At 67.7% G+C, this 17,563-nt stretch carries 14 protein-coding genes; 5 read left to right on the forward strand and 9 right to left on the reverse strand.

Annotation, left to right across the window (positions count from 1 at the left end):
• Positions 1–10 precede the first annotated feature (10 nt).
• Entirely contained in the window at positions 11–685 is a 675-nt protein-coding gene (locus ACWD04_RS19105; protein WP_150489041.1) for a Crp/Fnr family transcriptional regulator, read from the reverse strand.
• 301 nt (positions 686–986) lie between these two features.
• On the opposite strand from ACWD04_RS19105, the gene nth reads away from it, so the two are divergent.
• The 3 genes from nth to ACWD04_RS19120 all read left to right on the forward strand — a co-directional run bounded on the left by nth (position 987) and on the right by ACWD04_RS19120 (position 3,933).
• On the forward strand, positions 987–1,781 hold the full coding sequence (gene nth / locus ACWD04_RS19110; RefSeq protein ID WP_451133320.1) for an endonuclease III: 795 nt from the start codon (positions 987–989) through the stop codon (positions 1,779–1,781).
• Between the two features lie 117 nt (positions 1,782–1,898).
• The gene (locus ACWD04_RS19115; protein ID WP_451133322.1) at positions 1,899–2,636 is read left to right on the forward strand and encodes an NUDIX hydrolase; all 738 of its coding nucleotides are present in this window, start codon (positions 1,899–1,901) and stop codon (positions 2,634–2,636) included.
• A 91-nt stretch (positions 2,637–2,727) separates the two neighbouring features.
• Positions 2,728–3,933, forward strand: coding sequence for a MarP family serine protease (locus tag ACWD04_RS19120; protein WP_451133324.1), 1,206 nt, complete (start codon positions 2,728–2,730; stop codon positions 3,931–3,933).
• An 84-nt stretch (positions 3,934–4,017) separates the two neighbouring features.
• Here the strand turns inward: ACWD04_RS19120 and ACWD04_RS19125 are convergent, their stop codons facing one another.
• The 6 genes from ACWD04_RS19125 to ACWD04_RS19150 form a co-directional block, all read right to left on the reverse strand.
• Positions 4,018–4,221 carry a hypothetical protein gene (locus tag ACWD04_RS19125; protein WP_451133326.1) on the reverse strand — a complete coding sequence of 68 codons (204 nt, stop codon included), beginning with the start codon at positions 4,219–4,221 and terminating at the stop codon, positions 4,018–4,020.
• A 105-nt stretch (positions 4,222–4,326) separates the two neighbouring features.
• Positions 4,327–5,304 carry an alpha/beta fold hydrolase gene (locus ACWD04_RS19130; RefSeq protein WP_451133328.1) on the reverse strand — a complete coding sequence of 326 codons (978 nt, stop codon included), beginning with the start codon at positions 5,302–5,304 and terminating at the stop codon, positions 4,327–4,329.
• Positions 5,301–5,831, reverse strand: a complete 531-nt coding sequence (locus ACWD04_RS19135) for a phage holin family protein (protein WP_451133330.1) — start codon at positions 5,829–5,831, stop codon at positions 5,301–5,303. Before ACWD04_RS19135 ends, ACWD04_RS19130 begins: the two co-directional genes overlap by 4 nt.
• A gap of 39 nt (positions 5,832–5,870) precedes the next feature.
• Positions 5,871–7,274, reverse strand: a complete 1,404-nt coding sequence (gene nhaA / locus ACWD04_RS19140; protein ID WP_451133332.1) for a Na+/H+ antiporter NhaA — start codon at positions 7,272–7,274, stop codon at positions 5,871–5,873.
• 343 nt (positions 7,275–7,617) lie between these two features.
• The gene (acs, locus tag ACWD04_RS19145) at positions 7,618–9,585 is read right to left on the reverse strand and encodes an acetate--CoA ligase (protein ID WP_451133334.1); all 1,968 of its coding nucleotides are present in this window, start codon (positions 9,583–9,585) and stop codon (positions 7,618–7,620) included.
• A 185-nt stretch (positions 9,586–9,770) separates the two neighbouring features.
• On the reverse strand, positions 9,771–12,287 hold the full coding sequence (locus ACWD04_RS19150; protein WP_451133335.1) for a SulP family inorganic anion transporter: 2,517 nt from the start codon (positions 12,285–12,287) through the stop codon (positions 9,771–9,773).
• 298 nt (positions 12,288–12,585) lie between these two features.
• On the opposite strand from ACWD04_RS19150, the gene ACWD04_RS19155 reads away from it, so the two are divergent.
• On the forward strand, positions 12,586–13,905 hold the full coding sequence (locus tag ACWD04_RS19155; RefSeq protein WP_451133337.1) for a hypothetical protein: 1,320 nt from the start codon (positions 12,586–12,588) through the stop codon (positions 13,903–13,905).
• Positions 13,906–13,935: 30 nt separating this feature from the next.
• Here ACWD04_RS19155 and ACWD04_RS19160 read toward each other — a convergent pair whose 3' ends face one another.
• On the reverse strand, positions 13,936–14,931 hold the full coding sequence (locus ACWD04_RS19160; RefSeq protein WP_451133339.1) for an ATP-binding protein: 996 nt from the start codon (positions 14,929–14,931) through the stop codon (positions 13,936–13,938).
• A gap of 101 nt (positions 14,932–15,032) precedes the next feature.
• Between ACWD04_RS19160 and ACWD04_RS19165 the strand changes: the two genes are divergently transcribed.
• Entirely contained in the window at positions 15,033–15,857 is an 825-nt protein-coding gene (locus ACWD04_RS19165; RefSeq protein ID WP_451133341.1) for an oxidoreductase, read from the forward strand.
• A 485-nt stretch (positions 15,858–16,342) separates the two neighbouring features.
• Here the strand turns inward: ACWD04_RS19165 and ACWD04_RS19170 are convergent, their stop codons facing one another.
• Positions 16,343–17,182, reverse strand: a complete 840-nt coding sequence (locus tag ACWD04_RS19170) for an HAD family hydrolase (protein WP_451133343.1) — start codon at positions 17,180–17,182, stop codon at positions 16,343–16,345.
• Positions 17,183–17,563 lie beyond the last annotated feature (381 nt).

The raw sequence follows: 17,563 nt of genomic DNA on the forward strand, positions 1-17,563 counted from the left end.
AAGCAGAGCTTCAGCGGGACCGCTTCGCCAGCCGCTCCACGTCCAGCAGGATCACGGCGCGTGCTTCGAGCCGCAGCCAGCCGCGGCCCGCGAAGTCCGCGAGCGCCTTGTTGACCGTCTCGCGGGAGGCGCCGACCAGCTGGGCCAGCTCTTCCTGCGTCAGGTCGTGCACGACGTGGATGCCCTCCTCGGACTGCACGCCGAAGCGGCGCGACAGGTCGAGGAGCGCGCGGGCGACGCGCCCCGGCACATCGGAGAAGACCAGGTCCGACATCTGGTCGTTCGTCTTGCGCAGGCGACGGGCGACGGCCCGGAGCAATGCGGTGGCCACCTCGGGGCGGGCGTTCAGCCAGGGCTGGAGGTCTCCGTGACCGAGGCCGAGGAGCTTGACCTCGGTGAGCGCGGTCGCGGTCGCCGTGCGCGGGCCCGGGTCGAAGAGCGACAGCTCCCCGATCAGCTCGCCGGGGCCGAGGACGGCCAGCATGTTCTCCCGCCCGTCGGGGGAGGTGCGGTGGAGCTTCACCTTGCCGTCGGTGACCACGTACAGCCGGTCGCCCGGGTCGCCCTCGTGGAACAGCGCGTCGCCGCGTGCGAGGGTCACCTCACTCATCGAGGCGCGGAGCTCCGCGGCCTGCTCGTCATCGAGCGCCGCGAAAAGCGGGGCGCGCCGCAGAACGTCGTCCACGAGTTCTCTCCTTGTCGGCCTGTTCAGGGAAGCGTCGTTTCCATGATGCCGGACGGTAAAACAGTGCGATCGATCACAAACCAGTTTGACGCACGGGCGTGCCGGACCCTACGGCAGGGGGCCGATCGGGCGTGAAATTGCGGTGACCGGGGTGGATGTCGGACTGTGGCTCTAGGCTGGCCGGGTGTCCGGAACGCCGGTGACAGCGCAGGCCGAAGGGGCTGATGGGGTGTCGGGAGACAGGAATTCCGCTGTGGGCGAACAGTCCGTACGAAGTACGAGAAAAGCCGCATATCCCTCGATGGGGGCAGCGTCGGGCAGGTCCGCCAAGCCGGAGTCACGTCTGGCGATGGTCCGCCGAGCCCGCCGGATCAACCGCGAGCTGGCCGAGGTCTATCCGTACGCACACCCCGAGCTGGACTTCCGTAATCCCTTCGAACTCCTGGTGGCCACGGTCCTCTCCGCCCAGACCACCGACCTGAGGGTCAACCAGACCACCCCGGCGCTCTTCGCCGCCTATCCGACGCCCGAGGACATGGCCGCCGCAGTTCCCGAGAAGCTGGAGCAGATCATCCGGCCGACCGGCTTCTTCCGGGCCAAGGCGCGGTCCCTCATGGGCCTGTCGGCAGCCCTGAGGGACGACTACGGCGGAGAGGTCCCCGGTCGGCTGGCGGATCTGGTGAAGTTGCCCGGCGTCGGACGCAAGACGGCCAACGTCGTACTCGGCAACGCGTTCGGGGTCCCTGGCATCACGGTGGACACGCATTTCGGCCGCCTGGTACGCCGCTGGAAGTGGACCGAGCAGGAAGACCCGGAGAAGGTCGAGGCGGAGGTCGCCGCGATCTTTCCGAAAAGCGAGTGGACCATGCTCTCGCACCGCGTGGTCTTCCACGGCCGCCGCGTCTGCCACTCCCGCAAGCCCGCCTGCGGAGCCTGCCCGATCGCCGCTCTCTGCCCCTCCTACGGGGAAGGCGAGACGGATCCCGAGAGGGCGAAGAAGCTCCTGAAGTACGAGATGGGCGGCTACCCGGGCCAGCGACTCAGCCCGCCTCCGGACTATCCGGGCAGCCCGGCCCCGCCGCTGGGAGCCGGGTGAGCGGCCGTCCTGCGGGGCGAAGGGGTGACCGGGGTGAGCGGCCCCCCGGCGGCGTGCGGGCCGGGTCCGTGCGGAACGAAACGGCCGGTGACAGGCGTTGGAACGACGGGGGTGCCCATGACGCACGCACAGAGCACACGGGCCGCAGCTGACGCGGCCACCACTGAGACGGGCGCGCCCCGCGACAGCGCGTTCGCCGTCTCCACCGACGGGCTGCCCGCCTGGCTCGAGCCCGTGGCCAGGGCGGCGCGGACCGTGCAGGCCCAGCAGCTCAGCCGATTCCTTCCTCCCGAGAGCGGCGCCGGGCGCCAGTCCGCCGTGCTGGTGCTCTTCGGCGAGGGTGAGCGCGGTCCGGAGCTGCTCCTCATGGAGCGGTCCGGCTCCCTGCGCTCACACGCCGGCCAGCCCTCGTTCCCCGGAGGCTCTCTCGATCCCGAGGACGGCGACCACGCGACCATCGGGCCGCTCAGGGCCGCGCTGCGGGAGGCCGAGGAGGAGACCGGACTCGATCCGAGCGGTGTCCAGCTCTTCGGCGTGCTGCCCCGGCTCTACATCCCGGTGAGCCACTTCGTCGTCACACCCGTACTCGGCTGGTGGCGAACACCCAGCCCGGTGGGTGTCGTCGATCCGGCCGAGACGGCCCGGGTCTTCACCGCCCCCGTGGCGGATCTCACGGACCCGGCCAACCGCGCGACCGCCGTCCACCCGAGCGGCCACAAAGGCCCCGCATTCCTGGTCGAATCCGCACTGGTGTGGGGATTCACAGCCGGTGTGATCGACAGGATTGTCCATTACGCAGGGTGGGAACGCCCCTGGGACAGGACCAGGCAGGTGCCGCTCGACTGGCGCGCATGACAGGCTGACTCCCATGCTGCGCTGTTCCGGGCCTGGCCCGGACCCCGTCGAACCGGACGGGCCAGGTGACGAATCTGCGAGGCTATAGACGGTGAACGTGCTGGACATCCTGCTGCTCGTCGGCGCCGTGTGGTTCGCGGTCATCGGCTACCGCCAGGGTTTCGTCGTCGGCATCCTGTCCGTGATCGGCTTCCTGGGCGGCGGTCTCGTCGCCGTCTACCTGCTACCGGTCATCTGGGACCAGGCGACCGACGGGTCGGAAGTCTCCTCCACCGCCGCCATCGTCGCGGTCGTGATCGTGATCGTGTGCGCTTCCGTGGGCCAGGCGTTCACCACTCATCTCGGCAACGGACTCCGCCGGTACATCACGTGGTCTCCGGCGCGGGCTCTGGACGCCACGGGCGGTTCCCTCGTCAACGTGGTGGCCATGCTCCTGGTGGCCTGGCTGATCGGCTCCGCGCTGGCCGGTACGTCACTGCCGACTCTGGGCAAGGAGGTCCGTAATTCCTCGGTCCTGCTCGGGGTTTCCCGGGTGATGCCGGATCAGGCCTCCAACTGGTTCACGGACTTTTCCTCCGTTCTCGCGCAGAACGGCTTCCCGCAGGTCTTCAGCCCTTTCGCCAACGAGCCCATCCCTGAAGTCGAAACCCCGGATCCGGCACTGGCCGGAAGCCCCGTCGCCGCCCGTGCCAAGAAGTCCATCGTCAAGGTCGTCGGCATGGCACCGAGCTGCGGCAAGGTTCTCGAAGGAACCGGTTTCGTCTTCTCCGACCGCCGTGTGATGACCAATGCCCACGTGGTCGGCGGCGTCGACGAGCCGACCGTCCAGATCGGCGGCGAGGGCCGGCTGTACGACGCCAAGGTCGTCCTCTACGACTGGCAGCGGGACATCGCCGTTCTGGACGTCCCGGACCTGGACGCCGAGCCCTTGCGCTTCACCGACACCGACAAGGATGCGGAGAGCGGTGACAGCGCCATCGTGGCCGGTTTCCCGGAGAACGGCGCCTACGACGTACGCTCCGCCCGCATCCGGGGCCGTATCGACGCCAACGGCCCGGACATCTACCACCGGGGCACCGTGGGACGCGATGTGTACTCGCTCTTCGCGACCGTCCGGCAGGGCAACTCCGGCGGTCCACTGCTCACTCCGGACGGCAAGGTGTACGGAGTGGTGTTCGCCAAGTCACTCGACGACCCCGCCACGGGCTACGCGCTGACGGTCGACGAGATCCGCGAGGACATCGACCTCGGCAAGTCCACGGTTCAGCAGGTCGACAGCCAGGGCTGCGCGCTCTGAGGTCCTGCGTCCGGCTCCGGCCGGACGCAGGGGCACCGCTCGGGCCCGGGGATGTGCGTGGCGTGCTGTCCGGCGTCTCCTGCGTCAACCACGGGGATGGCGCAGGCGCGCCGAGACCCAGCGGGCCCGGCGGTGGAGAATGCGCGGAATGCCCAGCCGGAGATCATGGAAATCGCTCATATCGTGCACTCGGCTCCGGGAGCCGCCCCCCTCAGGAATGCTCGGACCGACAGGAGCGGTCGAGCGGCGGTTGCGTGCTGCGTCGTTGAAGTCGCGCGTCCAGCCCATACCTCGACGTCTGCCCGTGCCCCAAGGTCGGTAATCGTGTGCGAGTCAGCCAATTGGCTTATGCGGCAGGCAATTGGCTGTTCGTCGGATACTTGTGCGCGTCGGCTACCGGTCGGGCTCAGGGTCCTTGAGCCAGTTGATGAGTTCGGTCGAGAAGCCGACCGGATCCTCCTCGTGGGGGAAGTGCCCCAGACCGTCGAAAAGTCGCCACCGGTACGGCGCCTCGACGTACTCGCCGGAACCCGCCGAACTGCGGGTACGGATCGCCGGATCGAGCGAGCCGTGGAGATGCAGTGTCGGTACACGTACCGGTCGCTTCATCCGCCGGTTGAACTGGACGCCGTCCGGGCGCGCGAGGGAGCGCACCATCCAGCGGTACGGCTCGATCGAGCAGTGCGCCGTGGACGGGATGCACATCGCGCGCCGGTAGACGTCCACGGTCCGGTCGTCGGGGAAGTCAGGGGTGCGCGGCCCCGACCAGTCACGGATCATCCGGGCAACCAAAGCCGCGTCGTCCGCCACGAGCTGACGCTCCGGAACCCACGGGCGCTGGAAACCCCAGATGTGGGAACCGGCCCGGGACTGCGCGGGGTCCGAGAGCATCGAGGAACGCCAGCGGCGCGGATGAGGCATCGACGACACCACGAGCCGCCGGACCAGCTTCGGCCGCATCACCGCCGCGGTCCAGGCGAGATAGCCGCCCATGTCGTGCCCCACGAGAGCCGCGTCCGCCTCGCCGAGCGAGCGGATCACGCCGGTGACGTCCAGCGCCAGGTTCGCAGGGTCGTAGCCCCGGGGCGTACGGTCGCTGCCGCCGACCCCGCGGAGATCCATCGCGACCGCGCGGTACCCGGCGTCGGCCAGGGCGGTCAGCTGATGACGCCAGGTCCACCAGAACTGCGGGAACCCGTGCAGCAGCAGCACCAGCGGCCCGTCGCCGAGCTCGGCGATATGGAAGCGTGCGCCGTTGGCCGCCACATCACGGTGGGTCCACGGCCCGTCGAGGCGGACAGGGCTGCCGGAACCGGCAGCCGCTCCAAGCGGCCCTACCGGGCCGGATGCGCTGAAATCGGGGTCGGTCATGTGGACGAGCGTGTCACAGAGACTGCCTTGTCCTGGACAGAACGGCTCTCGATGGCCTTGTCCGCGAGTGTGCTGCCCTGCGCCTGCTCGATCGCACGCGCGCCGGCGGCGGGGCGAGGGTGCGGCTTGACGCCCTGCAGGACCGCTGCGGTCTGCTTGGCCGAGGCGATGGACTTCTCCGGCGGCTTGACCTTCTTGAACTTGGCGAGCCCGAAGAGGGCGAGCAGGATCCCCAGCAGGATGAACGCGCCGCCGACGATCAGGAACGACCAGGCGAGGCCGAGCCCGAGATTGTGGATCCCGTAGGCCGCGGCGAAGCTGAGCACGGGGATCGCGAACAGGATCAGCACGCCCGTGACGATGAACGCCACACTGCCGATCACGCCGCGCTTGACGTCCTGACGCACCTCGGCCTTGGCCAGGGCGATTTCGTCGTGCACCAGCGCGGACATCTCGGCAGTCGCCGAAGCGAACAGCTGTCCGAGACTACGGTCGGTGCTGCCCGCGTAGTTGCCGGGGTCGCTCATCCCTGACTCCCTTCTCTCTTCCGTACATTCGATGTCAGATCATGCCGGACTGTCCGGCTTGCTGCTCGCTGCCCCCGCCCGTTCGGCAAGGCGACGGTGCTCGGCAGCCTTTCTCTCGTGGAGCGCGGCCATCCGCAGGTGGAACTTCGGGTCGTCCTGCTCGTAGACGTCGGGCACTCCCGATTCGTCGGCGTCGAGTTCTTCGGCCGCGTGCAGCGCCCTGTATCTGCGTACCCGCAGTTTGAGCAGTACACCGGAGAGTACGGCGGCAATCAGGGAACCGACGAGGACCGCCGCCTTGACGTCGTTGATCATGTCTTCGTCGCCGGTGAAGGCTAGCTCCCCGATGAGCAGCGAAACGGTGAAGCCGATGCCGGCCAGCATGGCTACGGCGAAGACGTCTGCCCAGGCGAGGTCCTTGTTCAGTTCGGCCTTGGTGAAGCGGGTGACGAGATAGGTGCCGCCGAAGATACCGATGGTCTTGCCCACGACCAGACCGAGCACCACACCGAGAGTTTCGGGCCGGGTGAAGACGTCGGCCAGGGCGTCGCCCTTGAGAGTGACACCGGCGGAGAAGAGGGCGAACAGCGGAACCGCGACGCCGGCCGACAGAGGGCGCACCAGGTGCTCGATGTGTTCGCCGGGGGAGCGCGCCTCGCCCTCACGCCTGGTGCAGCGCAGCATGAGGCCCATGGCGACACCGGCGATCGTGGCATGGACGCCGCTGTTGTACATCAGCCCCCAGATGACCAGGGCGAGCGGGAGGTAGACGTACCAACCCCGCACTCCTGCGCGCAGCAGCACATAGAACACGGCCAGGCCGGCGAAGGCACTTCCGAGCGCCAGGAAATCGATGTTCTCGGTGAAGAAGACCGCGATGATGAGGATGGCGAATAGGTCGTCGACGACGGCGAGCGTCAAGAGGAAGGCGCGCAGTGCCGACGGCAGCGATGTGCCGATGACCGCGAGGACGGCGAGCGCGAACGCGATGTCGGTGGCGGTGGGGACGGCCCAGCCGACGGCGGACCCTCCACCGAGCACGGCGGTCAGCGTGTAGACGACGGCGGGGACGGCCATGCCGCAGAGCGCGGCGGCGACGGGCAGGGCCGCCGCCCGGGGGTCACGTAGCTCCCCGGCGACCAGCTCACGCTTGAGTTCGACGCCTGCGACGAAGAAGAAGACCGCGAGCAGTCCGTCGGCCGCCCAGTGGGCCACGGAGAGGTCCAGCCCCAGGGTCCCGGGACCGAGGCGGAAGTGGCTGACGGCCTCATAGGCCGAGCCGAAGGTGTTCGCCCATATCAGCGCGGCTACGGCCGCGACCAGGAGGATGATGCCACCGACCGTCTCGGTGCGCAGGGCCTCGGCGACGTAATTCCGCTCGGGCAAGGACAGCCGGCCGAGCAGAGTGCTGCGTCGGCCTGACGGGGGGGCGGGCGTGGCCACGGGGGAGACCTCCGGGTCGGTACACGGCAGTGGTGGCATGGCGTTTTCACATGCCGACCAGACTTCCCGGCGCCCCTGTGGAGATGTCGTGTTGTGGTTGTTGACGCTAGCTGTTCGCGCCGACGGCTTTCCTGTGACGTGCTTCTTCTGAGGTGCTCCCGTCGACGGAACCACCACTCTACCTGGAGTACCGGAACGGTATCCGGAACCGGTGTGCGGCGTCCGACGGCGTGCCTGGGGTCTTCCGTACCCGCACGCCCGGAGGAGCCTCACCCCCCCCGGGTGCCCCGAGGGGCACCCGGGGGGCCATGCCCCTCGGCGCCGCGCCGTACGGCGGTCCGGTTTAGTCCTCGGAGGACGCGGCGGGCAGCTGCGTCTGGATGAGGGCCATGACCGAGGAATCGGTGAGGGTCGTGACGTCGCCCAGCTCGCGGTTCTCGGCGACGTCGCGGAGCAGGCGGCGCATGATCTTGCCGGACCGGGTCTTCGGCAGCTCGGCCACCGGGAGGACCCGCTTGGGTTTCGCGATCGGCCCGAGCGTGGTGCCGACGTGGTTGCGCAGCTCGGCGACCAGCTCCTCTGAGGCGGTGGCCGTGCCGCGAAGGATCACGAAGGCGACGATGGCCTGACCGGTCGTCTCGTCGTTGGCGCCGACCACGGCGGCCTCGGCGACCGAGGGGTGCGACACGAGGGCCGACTCGACCTCCGTGGTCGAGATGTTGTGCCCGGACACGAGCATGACGTCGTCGACGCGGCCGAGCAGCCAGACGTCGCCGTCCTCGTCCTTCTTGGCCCCGTCGCCCGCGAAGTACTTGCCCTCGAAGCGCGACCAGTAGGTGTCGATGAAGCGCTGGTCGTCCCCCCAGATGGTGCGGAGCATCGACGGCCACGGCTCCGTGAGGACGAGATAGCCGCCCCCGCCGTTCGGCACCTCGTTAGCCTCATCGTCGACGACGGTGGCGGAGATGCCTGGCAGGGCCCGCTGGGCCGAACCGGGCTTGGCCGCCGTGACCCCTGGAAGCGGGGAAATCATCATGGCGCCGGTCTCGGTCTGCCACCAGGTGTCCACAACCGGGCAGTTGTCGGCACCGATGTGCTTGCGGTACCACATCCATGCCTCGGGGTTGATCGGCTCACCGACCGAACCGAGGACGCGCAGCGACGACAGATCGAACTTGGCGGGGATGTCGTCCCCCCACTTCATGAACGTACGGATCGCGGTAGGCGCGGTGTACAGGATCGTGACCCCGTACTTCTGGACGATCTCCCAGAAGCGTCCCTGGTGGGGTGTGTCGGGCGTGCCTTCGTACATGACCTGGGTCGCGCCGTTGGCAAGCGGACCGTAGACGATGTACGAGTGTCCGGTGACCCAGCCGATGTCGGCGGTGCACCAGTACACGTCCGTCTCGGGCTTGAGGTCGAAGACCGCGTGGTGGGTGTACGCCGTCTGGGTCAGGTAGCCCCCGGACGTGTGCAGGATGCCCTTCGGCTTACCCGTGGTTCCCGAGGTGTAGAGGATGAAGAGCGGCTGCTCCGCGTCGAAGGCCTCAGGTGTGTGCTCGGTCGACTGCCTGCCGGTGATCTCGTGCCACCAGACGTCCCGGCCCTCGGACCATGCAGTGTCCTGCCCGGTGCGCCGGACCACGAGGACATGCTCGACGCTGTCGATGCGGGAGACGGCGTCGTCCACGGCGGGTTTGAGCGCCGAGGGCTTCCCACGGCGGTAGCCGCCGTCGGCCGTGATGACGACCTTGGCGTCGGCGTCCCGGATACGCGCTGCGATGGCGTCCGCGGAGAAGCCGCCGAAGACCACCGAATGCGCTGCGCCGATGCGGGCGCAGGCCAGCATCGCCACTGCTGCCTCCGGGATCATCGGCAGGTAGACGGCGACCCGGTCTCCCTTGCCGATGCCGAGTTCGGTGAGTGCGTTGGCCGCGCGGGAGACCTCGTCCTTCAGCTCCGTGTAGGTGATCGCGCGGCTGTCGCCGGGCTCGCCCTCGAAGTGGATCGCGACCCGGTCGCCGTTGCCCGCCTCGACATGCCGGTCGACGCAGTTGTACGCGACGTTTAGCTTGCCGTCCGCGAACCACTTCGCGAAGGGCGGGTTGCTCCAGTCGAGTGTCTCGATCGGCTCCGTGGCCCAGGTCAGACGGCGGGCCTGCTCGGCCCAGAAGCCCAGCCTGTCCGCGTCGGCCTGCTCGTACGCCTCCACTGTCACGTTGGCGTTCGCGGCCAGATCGGCAGGCGGTGTGAACCGCCGCTCCTCCTTGAGCAGATTGGCCAGGCTTTCGTTGCTCACGACATCTCCCATTCCCAGGGTGTCCGTTGTGTCCCGGGGGACAGCTCATCAGGCTGCGGGCCAGGTGACAAGTGTCTGCCGGGAATTGGTTTAGACCTGTGTCTCGTGTAAGGAGTCACATGTCCCGCTTTCGCAAGCAGCGCTGTGTGATGCGAAAGCGGGACCACAAGGTCTCACGGACCGGGTGTGCGAGTGGTTCAGGCGCCGACCGTGGTGCCGGGGGTTGCGTGCAGAGATTCGGTGCCGGGCTCCGCACCCCATACGGCGCCGGGGGCGACACGGACGAAGACCTCGTCGGGCCCCGTTCCGGAACTGGCGCCCTCGGTCAGCAGGTAGGCCTGCGCCTCGCCGACGTGAAAGTACATGCCGTGCAGTTGCAGGGTGCCTGCCGCCAGGCGGCGGGCCACCGATTCGTGCGTACGCAGGTGCTCCAACTGCTGGACCACATTGGTCAGACAGAGCTGCTCCACCGCATCGGTGGGCAGTCGGCCGGCGATGCGCGCCCAGGAATGGTGACGGGAACGCATGCGCTCCAAGCTCGGCAGCCCGTGCCGTAGCCAGCGCCACAGGGGTGTCCGGGGCGCCTCCGGAGCGGCCCCCAACAGGGCCTGCATCGCGCCGCATCCTGAGTGACCGCAGATGGTGATCGACTCGACCTCGAGCACGTCCACCGCGTACTCGATGGCGGCAGCCACGGAGTCGTCGTTGGCCGTGGCGCTCCCGGTGTCCGGTGGCGGCACCAGGTTGCCGACGTTTCGCACGGTGAAGAGGTCGCCCGGGCCGCTTGCCGTGATCATGCTGGTGACCAGGCGGGAGTCGGCGCAGGTGAGGAACAACTGTGACGGCCGCTGCCCTTCGGCTGCGAGTCGGGCCAGCTCTCCCCGGACCAGCGGAGCGGTGGTGCGCTGAAACGAACTGAGACCGCTGAGGAGCCGATGGGTGCCGTGCCGGCGACCCGGGGAGCTACTCGGGACAGCGGAAGGGGCAGCCTTCGAGATGACGTGCGAGCCAGCGAGGAAGGTGGTGAGCGCGGCGTCCTGCGCGCGGTCGTGGTCGTGGCAGTGATGGTTGCGCCACGGCGTCCATGGCCGGCAGCAGGAATGGGCGGCCGACGCAGGCTCGGCGATCCGGCCACCGGAGCGTCCGGTGAACTCGATCCGCCCACCCAGTGCGGTCTGAGCCGCGTACCAGTCCTGGATCGTCTCGTACGCCGCGTGATCCATGAAGAAGCCGTCCAGCTCGACCACGGCGTCCGCCCCTTGTGGAAGTTTTCCGAGCAGGCGGCTGAGCCGGGGGACGGCCAGGAAGGTCAGCTGACCCCGAGCGGCGACCAGATAACGGCCGTCCTGTTCCGTCACGGTGATCCTCGTGCGGGCCAGCCGGTGGAGGGCGACGCCCACTGCCACGACGATGCCGAACGCCACACCCTCGAGCACTCCCGCGAGAATCACGCCGCTGATCGTGGCGCCGTACACCAGGAACTCCCTGTGCTTGTGGACCTTGCGGATGTGGGCGAAGCTGACCATCTGGATGCCGACCACCATCACCAGGGCGGCGAGCGCCGCCAGGGGGATCAGCTCGAGGGCTGTGACCAGCAGCATGGCTGCCAGCAGTACCCAGACGCCGTGCAGCACGGTTGATGCGCGGCTCGTCGCGCCCGCCCGCACATTCGCGGAACTGCGTACGGCGCCACCGGAGATGGGAAGGCCTCCGGCGAGTCCTGACACCGCATTGGCGATACCTTGGGCCCGCAGCTCCCGGTCGAGATCGGACCTTTTGATGTACACGGGCGGTGCCGCCCCGTCTCTGGAAGTGCCTGCTGACCGCTCGGCAGTCAGCTTGTCCACGGAGACCGCAGCCAGCAGGGATTCGAGGCTGGCCACGAGCATCACGGTGAATACGGCTGTAGCCAGCGCTGCGACCGGGCCCTGCGGCAGTTCGGGCAGCACGTGCGAGCGCCATGACGGAAGGTCCACCCGGGCGATGCCGGGGGTCGCCACTGTGGCCACAGCCGTTGCGATGACCACGGCGGCGAGCGCGGCAGGAAATCTGCCCAGCGACGTTCCGATCCGTCCGGGCAGGCGCGGCCACACGATGAGAAGGAAGATTGTCAGGACCCCGACGAGGGGGGCGGCCGGTTCGACCTGTGCCAATTGGGAGGGAAGTGAAAGGGCGTTGTCGAGGGCTGAGCTCTGCGGTGTCCCGCCGAGCACGATATGCACCTGGGCGAGAGCGATGGCCACACCGATACCTGCGAGCGTGCCATGCACGATGGCCGGGCTGACTGCAAGGGCGCTGCGGGCGGCTCTCAGCGAACCCAGCAGAATCTGCAGGAGCCCCGCACCGATGGTGATCGCGCATGTGGTGCGCCAGCCGTAGATCTGGATCAACTCGGCTGTGACGACGGTCAGTCCGGCGGACGGGCCACTGACCTGGAGGGGCGTGCCGCCCAGTAGCCCGGCGACAATGCCGCCGATCGCCGCCGAGACCAGGCCGGCGGCGAGGGGGGCGTCCATGGCGACGGCGAGACCGAGCGACATGGGAACGGCGATCAGAAAGACAGTGATCGAGGCGGACAGATCCGCACCTGAGATGCGGAAGCTTCCGCGGCGGTGCGGGGGCGGCGGGCTGTGGGGACGCTTGAATCCCCAGGCGCGGGAAGCGCGCGAACTGCGGGGTGAGTGTTCGTTGCGGGTAGGGACGCAGGCAGACATATTCCCGTCTCCTCCGGGGCAGCGCGGTCGCGGATGTGAGTGACGGCGGCCGTGGTTCACGGCGTGCAGCGGTGGGTTGAAGCGGCGGGATTTCTAAACTCTCCGTAAATGAATCGTAATGGAGAGTAAAGAAGAGTGTCCATGCTTTCGAGTAAATGGCTCAGTTCATCACCCTTTCAAGTGAATAAGCATCTTTTCACTCGGCTTGTCGTACTGATTCCGGCAGAGCTGCGTGTGAGGTTGACCGCGCCGGGTCGGCACTTCAACGCATGAATCCTGCAAGGAAGAGGGTGGACGGATGATGGCCGTCGCGAAGCGGATCGCCCTGGGGGCCGTGGCCATGGCGCTGATCGCCGGTCTGGCCGGTTGCTCGGCCGTCGGCCCCGCACCAGGAGCGGGGAAGGAGGCGGCCTCCGCCACGGAAGGGAACTCACCGGCGGCGGCGCCGAAGGGGGCGGTCACCCTCATCGGCGACGGTTCCACAGCCTTCACGGGAGCTCAGCCGGAACTTCCCGCGGCCATGCGTCTCAAGCCCGGTCAGAAGCCCCCGCAGTTCGTGGTGTTCTCGTGGGACGGTGCGGGGGAGGACAGCCAGAAGCTGTTCTCGCATTTTCGTGCGGTCGCGAAGAAGTACGACGCCAGGATGACGTACTTCCTCAGCGGCGTGTACCTCCTGCCGGAAGAGAAGAGGGAGCTCTACGACCCGCCTCGGCATTCGTCGGGCCGCTCCGACATCGGGTTCAACGACGCCGAGGGGATCCGCCGGACGCTGACGGAGCTGCGTGCCGCGTGGCTGGACGGCCACGAAATCGGTACCCACTTCAACGGGCACTTCTGCGGGCCGGACGGAGGAGTCGGCACCTGGTCGGTCGAGGAGTGGAAGAGCGAGATCACCCAGGCGAAGTCGTTCGTGAAGAGCTGGAAGACCAACGCCCCTGCCCTCAAGGGTGAAGCGCCCCTGCCCTTCGACTACGACAAGGAGTTGATCGGCGCCCGCACTCCGTGCCTGGAAGGGCAGAAGAACATGGTCGCAGCCGCGCGGACCATGGGGTTCCGCTATGACTCCAGCGGCGTCGGCAACCAGGTCTGGCCTGCGAAGAAGGACGGGATCTGGGATCTTCCCCTGCAACTCGTCCCCATGCCGGGCCGCTCGTTCGAGACGCTCTCGATGGATTACAACTTCATGTTCAACCAGTCCGGTACGAGGACGCAGGGCGACCCGGACAAGCGTGAGTACTGGGGTAACCAGATGCGGGACGGGCTGCTCCAGGCGTTCGACCGCGCCTACAACGGGAACCGCGCTCCACTGATCATCGGCAACCATTTCGAGTCCTGGAACGGCGGCACCTACATGCGTGCGGTCGAGGAGACGATCAAGACGGTCTGTACCCAGCGGGAGGTGCAGTGCGTTTCCTTCCGTCAGCTCGCCGACTGGCTGGACGCGCAGGACCAGGCGACGCTTGCCCAACTCGGGACGCTGAAGGTCGGCCAGAAGCCCCGGCCTGGCTGGACTGCCTTCCTTGCGGGGGCGGCCCCGGGCAAGCGCGCAGGCAGCCCCGTGCCTGCCAGGCCGGTGGATCGGTCGGCAGGCAAGGGGCCCGGCAAGAGCGCGGACTAGGGATCACCCCTGGTGCCGCCCCAGTCCGGCTCAGGCCGGCCGGGCGGCGCCCGTTTGCGTGCACTGCTCATGCAGGACGAAAGCGGGGTCCACCTGGGCAGCCAGGTCGGCCCCCGTCTTCTCGTTGCCCCAGCTCTCCGCGTTCTTCAGATGGAAGTGCACCATCTGTCGCGTGTAGCGCTCCCAGTCGCGTAGCTCGTACGAGTCCTCTGCGGCATTCTGCAGGGCCTGCAGTGCCATGCGGTTGTCCGCCTCGAGCAGCTCGAACGGGGCGGGCCGGCCTTTCTCCATCGTGCGGACCCAGTCGGACTGACCCACGCCGACCAGCAGGTCGTCGCCTACTTCGGCACGCAGGAAACAGAGGTCCTCCTCGCCTTGCACCTTGTTGCCCACCACCTTCAGCGCAATACCGAAGTCCTGTGCGTACTGCTTGTACTGCCGGTAGACGGAGACGCCCTTCCAGGTCGGTTCGGCGACCAGGAAGGTCATGTCGAACCGGGTGAACATGCCCGACGCGAACGAATCCGACCCCGCAGTCATATCGACCACCACATACTCGTCCGGGCCGTCGACCAGGTGGTTGAGGCAGAGTTCGACTGCTCCGACCTTGGAGTGGTAGCAGGCGACGCCGAGATCGGACTCGGTGAACGGACCGGTGGCCATCAGCCGGATCTCTCCGTCATCGAGACGGACCGTGCGGGCGCAGGCGTCGTAGACCGGGTTGTCCTCACGGACGCGCAGGAGTCGGGACCCCTCCCCGGGCGGTGTTGTCTTGATCATGGTTGCGGCGGATGCGATGCGGGGGTTGCTTCCGCGGAGGTAGTCCTTGATGAGAGGCAGTTGGGCCCCCATGGCGGGCAGAGCGGCGGTCTCGTTCTCGTCCAGGCCGAGGGCGGCCCCGAGGTGCTGGTTGATGTCGGCGTCCACCGCGACGACATGGGCTTCATTGGCAGCGAGGTGGCGGATGAAGAGCGAAGACAGCGTGGTCTTTCCGCTGCCGCCCTTCCCTACGAAAGCGATCTTCATGTTCACCTAGGGTAGTGGCATCATCGCTCATTGCTGTCGCCCTTCGTGAAGAAGACCACTCCTGGGCGATATCGCAGCGGGGGCGAGTAGCCTCCCTACTTATGAGTACGACTTCCTCGGACCCGCTGGCCGCCCTAGGGGAACTGCCGGGGGTCGCCGACGCGGTGGACTCCGTACGCAAGGCGGTGGACCGGGTCTACGGGCATCGGGTCATGCGGCGCCGCAGCAATGAGGTCACGGCGGAAGCGTCCCTGCGTGGAGCCCGCGGTTCGGCTGCACTCGCGGGCGCCGACTGGAATCTCGAAGAGGTGCGTCGGCGCACGGACTTCAGCGGTGAGGACGACGCTCGCACCATCGGTGCCGCCTTGAGACTCACGGCGGAGGCGGGGCAGCTGCTCTCGATCTGGAGGCAGTCACCGCTTCGTGTTCTGGCGCGGCTGCACCTGGTGGCGGCAGGTGGCGCTACTCCCGAGGACACGGTCGGTAGGCCCAGGCTGGCGGGCGAGCCGGTGGATGAGCCATTGATCGACGCGCCTGTCCCGGGCGCGGAAGAGGTGTCCGGGCGGCTTGAAGGGCTCTCGCGCCTGATCATCGCCGGTGGTTCGGCGCCCGCGCTCGTCACGTCCTCGGTGGTGCACGGTGAACTGCTGGCGCTTCGCCCCTTCGGTTCGCACAACGGTCTCGTCGCCCGGACCGCCGAGCGGATCGTGCTGATCGGCAGTGGGCTCGACCCCAAGTCGATCTGTCCGGCCGAAGTCGGTCATGCGGAGCAGGGGCGCGCGGCTTACGTGGCCGCCTTCGAGGGATACCTGTCGGGGAGGCCGGAGGGTGTGGCCGCCTGGATCGCCCACTGCGGGCGTTCGGTGGGGCTGGGCGTCAGGGAGTCCACGGCCGTGTGCGAGGCGCTGCAGCGCGGCGCCGCCTAGGCGGGTGCGTGAAATCAAAACCGGTGACGCGGCCGGCTGAGTGCTGCGCAGCCGTATCGGACTCTGCGGACAGGTATTGGAGAAGGGTTGCGGCGGTACCGGTTCCGGTACCGCCGCTGACATGTCCGTCCAGTTACCAAGCGTCCTCGATATGTGCCCATCAGGTCGGGTTCTTTGCCCGCTACCTGGTGCGGCTGGCCCGTAATCGACGGGTCGACGTCGCGTGGGTACTCGACTTTCATGCGTCGGTCCGTGGGCCGTTCGTGCGTGACGGTCATCCTCTCGGATGTCCCTGGTCTCGCGGGCCGTTGAGTCCTTTGTACTCCAGGACGGGGAGGGAGCGGAAGACCTGACTACATTTCTTTACTTTTATGTTCAAATGCAGCCGAATCGGATACGCCTGTGTGTGTGCCCGGAAGGGGCTTTGTCGTCCATGGGGGCGGCGGGCGTCCGATGGCGCCCGTCTGTCCCGCAGCCAGGCCCGGTCAGCCAGTGAGTGAGGCGGTGCGGCGGCGGTTGGCGTACCAGACCAGCCCGGCTGTCACGGCGGCCGCGCCCAGTGCGGCCGCCGCCACGAGTGCCGGCCGCGGTGGCATGGGGAACGTGGGCAGGCGCTGCTTGAGCCGGACAGGCCGATCGAAGACGAGAATCGGCCATTTTCGGAGAGTGGCCTCGCGCCGCAGCGCCCGGTCAGGATTGACGGCGTGCGGATGGCCGACCGACTCCAGCATGGGCACATCGGTGGCGGAGTCGCTGTACGCGTAGCAGCGCGAGAGGTCGTAGCCTTCCGATTCGGCGAGAGCCTCGATCGCTTCGGCTTTGGTCGGCCCGTAGGCGTAGTACTCGACCTCGCCGGTGAAGCAGCCGTCGTCGCCCACGACCATCCGGGTCGCCACGACCCGGTCGGCACCCAGCAGCTCCCCGATCGGTTCGACGACTTCAGCGCCTGAGGTCGAGACGATGACCACATCGCGTCCGGCGGTGTGGTGCTCCTCGATGAGAGTTGCGGCCTCGTCATAGATGATCGGATCGATCAAGTCGTGCAGGGTTTCGGCGACGAGGTCCTTGACCTGCTGGACGTTCCATCCCTTGCAGAGTGCTGAGAGATATTCGCGCATCCGCTCCATCTGGTCGTGATCAGCACCCCCGGCGAGGAACACGAACTGTGCGTACGCGGTGCGCAGTACGTCACGGCGGTTGATCAGCCCGCCCTGATAGAAGGACTTGCTGAAGGTCAGTGTCGATGACTTCGCAATGACCGTCTTGTCCAGGTCAAAGAAGGCTGCTGTACGCGGCGAGAAGCAGTTTTCCACAAAGCTGAGCATAGGGGCCCGCCATTTGGCGTAAAATCCGGCGGGTGGGTTTGCCTGAGAAGGTGCTCGGGTACACCATGGAAGTCACGGATCGTTCGCGACCGTGCTCACCCGGTCCGGCTCTTCCCCCCCCTGAGTCGGCCGTGGGGACGACCCCCGCTCTCCCCCCCGGCGGGGGTCGTCGCATGTCCGGATGCGTTTTGGGGCCCGAGAATGAGGGCCCTCCCCTCCTTGCGGCCGCCGTCGCCCCCCTTCCCTCCGGGTTCATTCGATCATGCATCGTCACCGCGTGTAGCGGAATGACTGCGCTGAGAATGTCGCCTGTACGAGCTAGCGGGATATTCACAACGCCTGAGTTGTCCACAGTTCTTGAGCAAGATCCACATCTTTTTC

The organism is Streptomyces sp. NPDC002911 (genome assembly GCF_053591835.1).

Bases quoted from the DNA above. Each gene is read 5' to 3' on its own strand.
- ACWD04_RS19130 (WP_451133328.1), bottom strand. From the start codon at position 5,304: ATGACCGACCCCGATTTCAGCGCATCCGGCCCGGTAGGGCCGCTTGGA.
- ACWD04_RS19170 (WP_451133343.1), bottom strand. From the start codon at position 17,182: ATGCTCAGCTTTGTGGAAAACTGCTTCTCGCCGCGTACAGCAGCCTTC.
- ACWD04_RS19155 (WP_451133337.1), top strand. From the start codon at position 12,586: ATGATGGCCGTCGCGAAGCGGATCGCCCTGGGGGCCGTGGCCATGGCG.
- acs (WP_451133334.1), bottom strand. From the start codon at position 9,585: ATGGGAGATGTCGTGAGCAACGAAAGCCTGGCCAATCTGCTCAAGGAG.
- ACWD04_RS19150 (WP_451133335.1), bottom strand. From the start codon at position 12,287: ATGTCTGCCTGCGTCCCTACCCGCAACGAACACTCACCCCGCAGTTCG.
- nth (WP_451133320.1), top strand. From the start codon at position 987: ATGGGGGCAGCGTCGGGCAGGTCCGCCAAGCCGGAGTCACGTCTGGCG.
- ACWD04_RS19160 (WP_451133339.1), bottom strand. From the start codon at position 14,931: ATGAAGATCGCTTTCGTAGGGAAGGGCGGCAGCGGAAAGACCACGCTG.
- ACWD04_RS19125 (WP_451133326.1), bottom strand. From the start codon at position 4,221: ATGGGCTGGACGCGCGACTTCAACGACGCAGCACGCAACCGCCGCTCG.
- ACWD04_RS19135 (WP_451133330.1), bottom strand. From the start codon at position 5,831: ATGAGCGACCCCGGCAACTACGCGGGCAGCACCGACCGTAGTCTCGGA.
- ACWD04_RS19115 (WP_451133322.1), top strand. From the start codon at position 1,899: ATGACGCACGCACAGAGCACACGGGCCGCAGCTGACGCGGCCACCACT.
- ACWD04_RS19165 (WP_451133341.1), top strand. From the start codon at position 15,033: ATGAGTACGACTTCCTCGGACCCGCTGGCCGCCCTAGGGGAACTGCCG.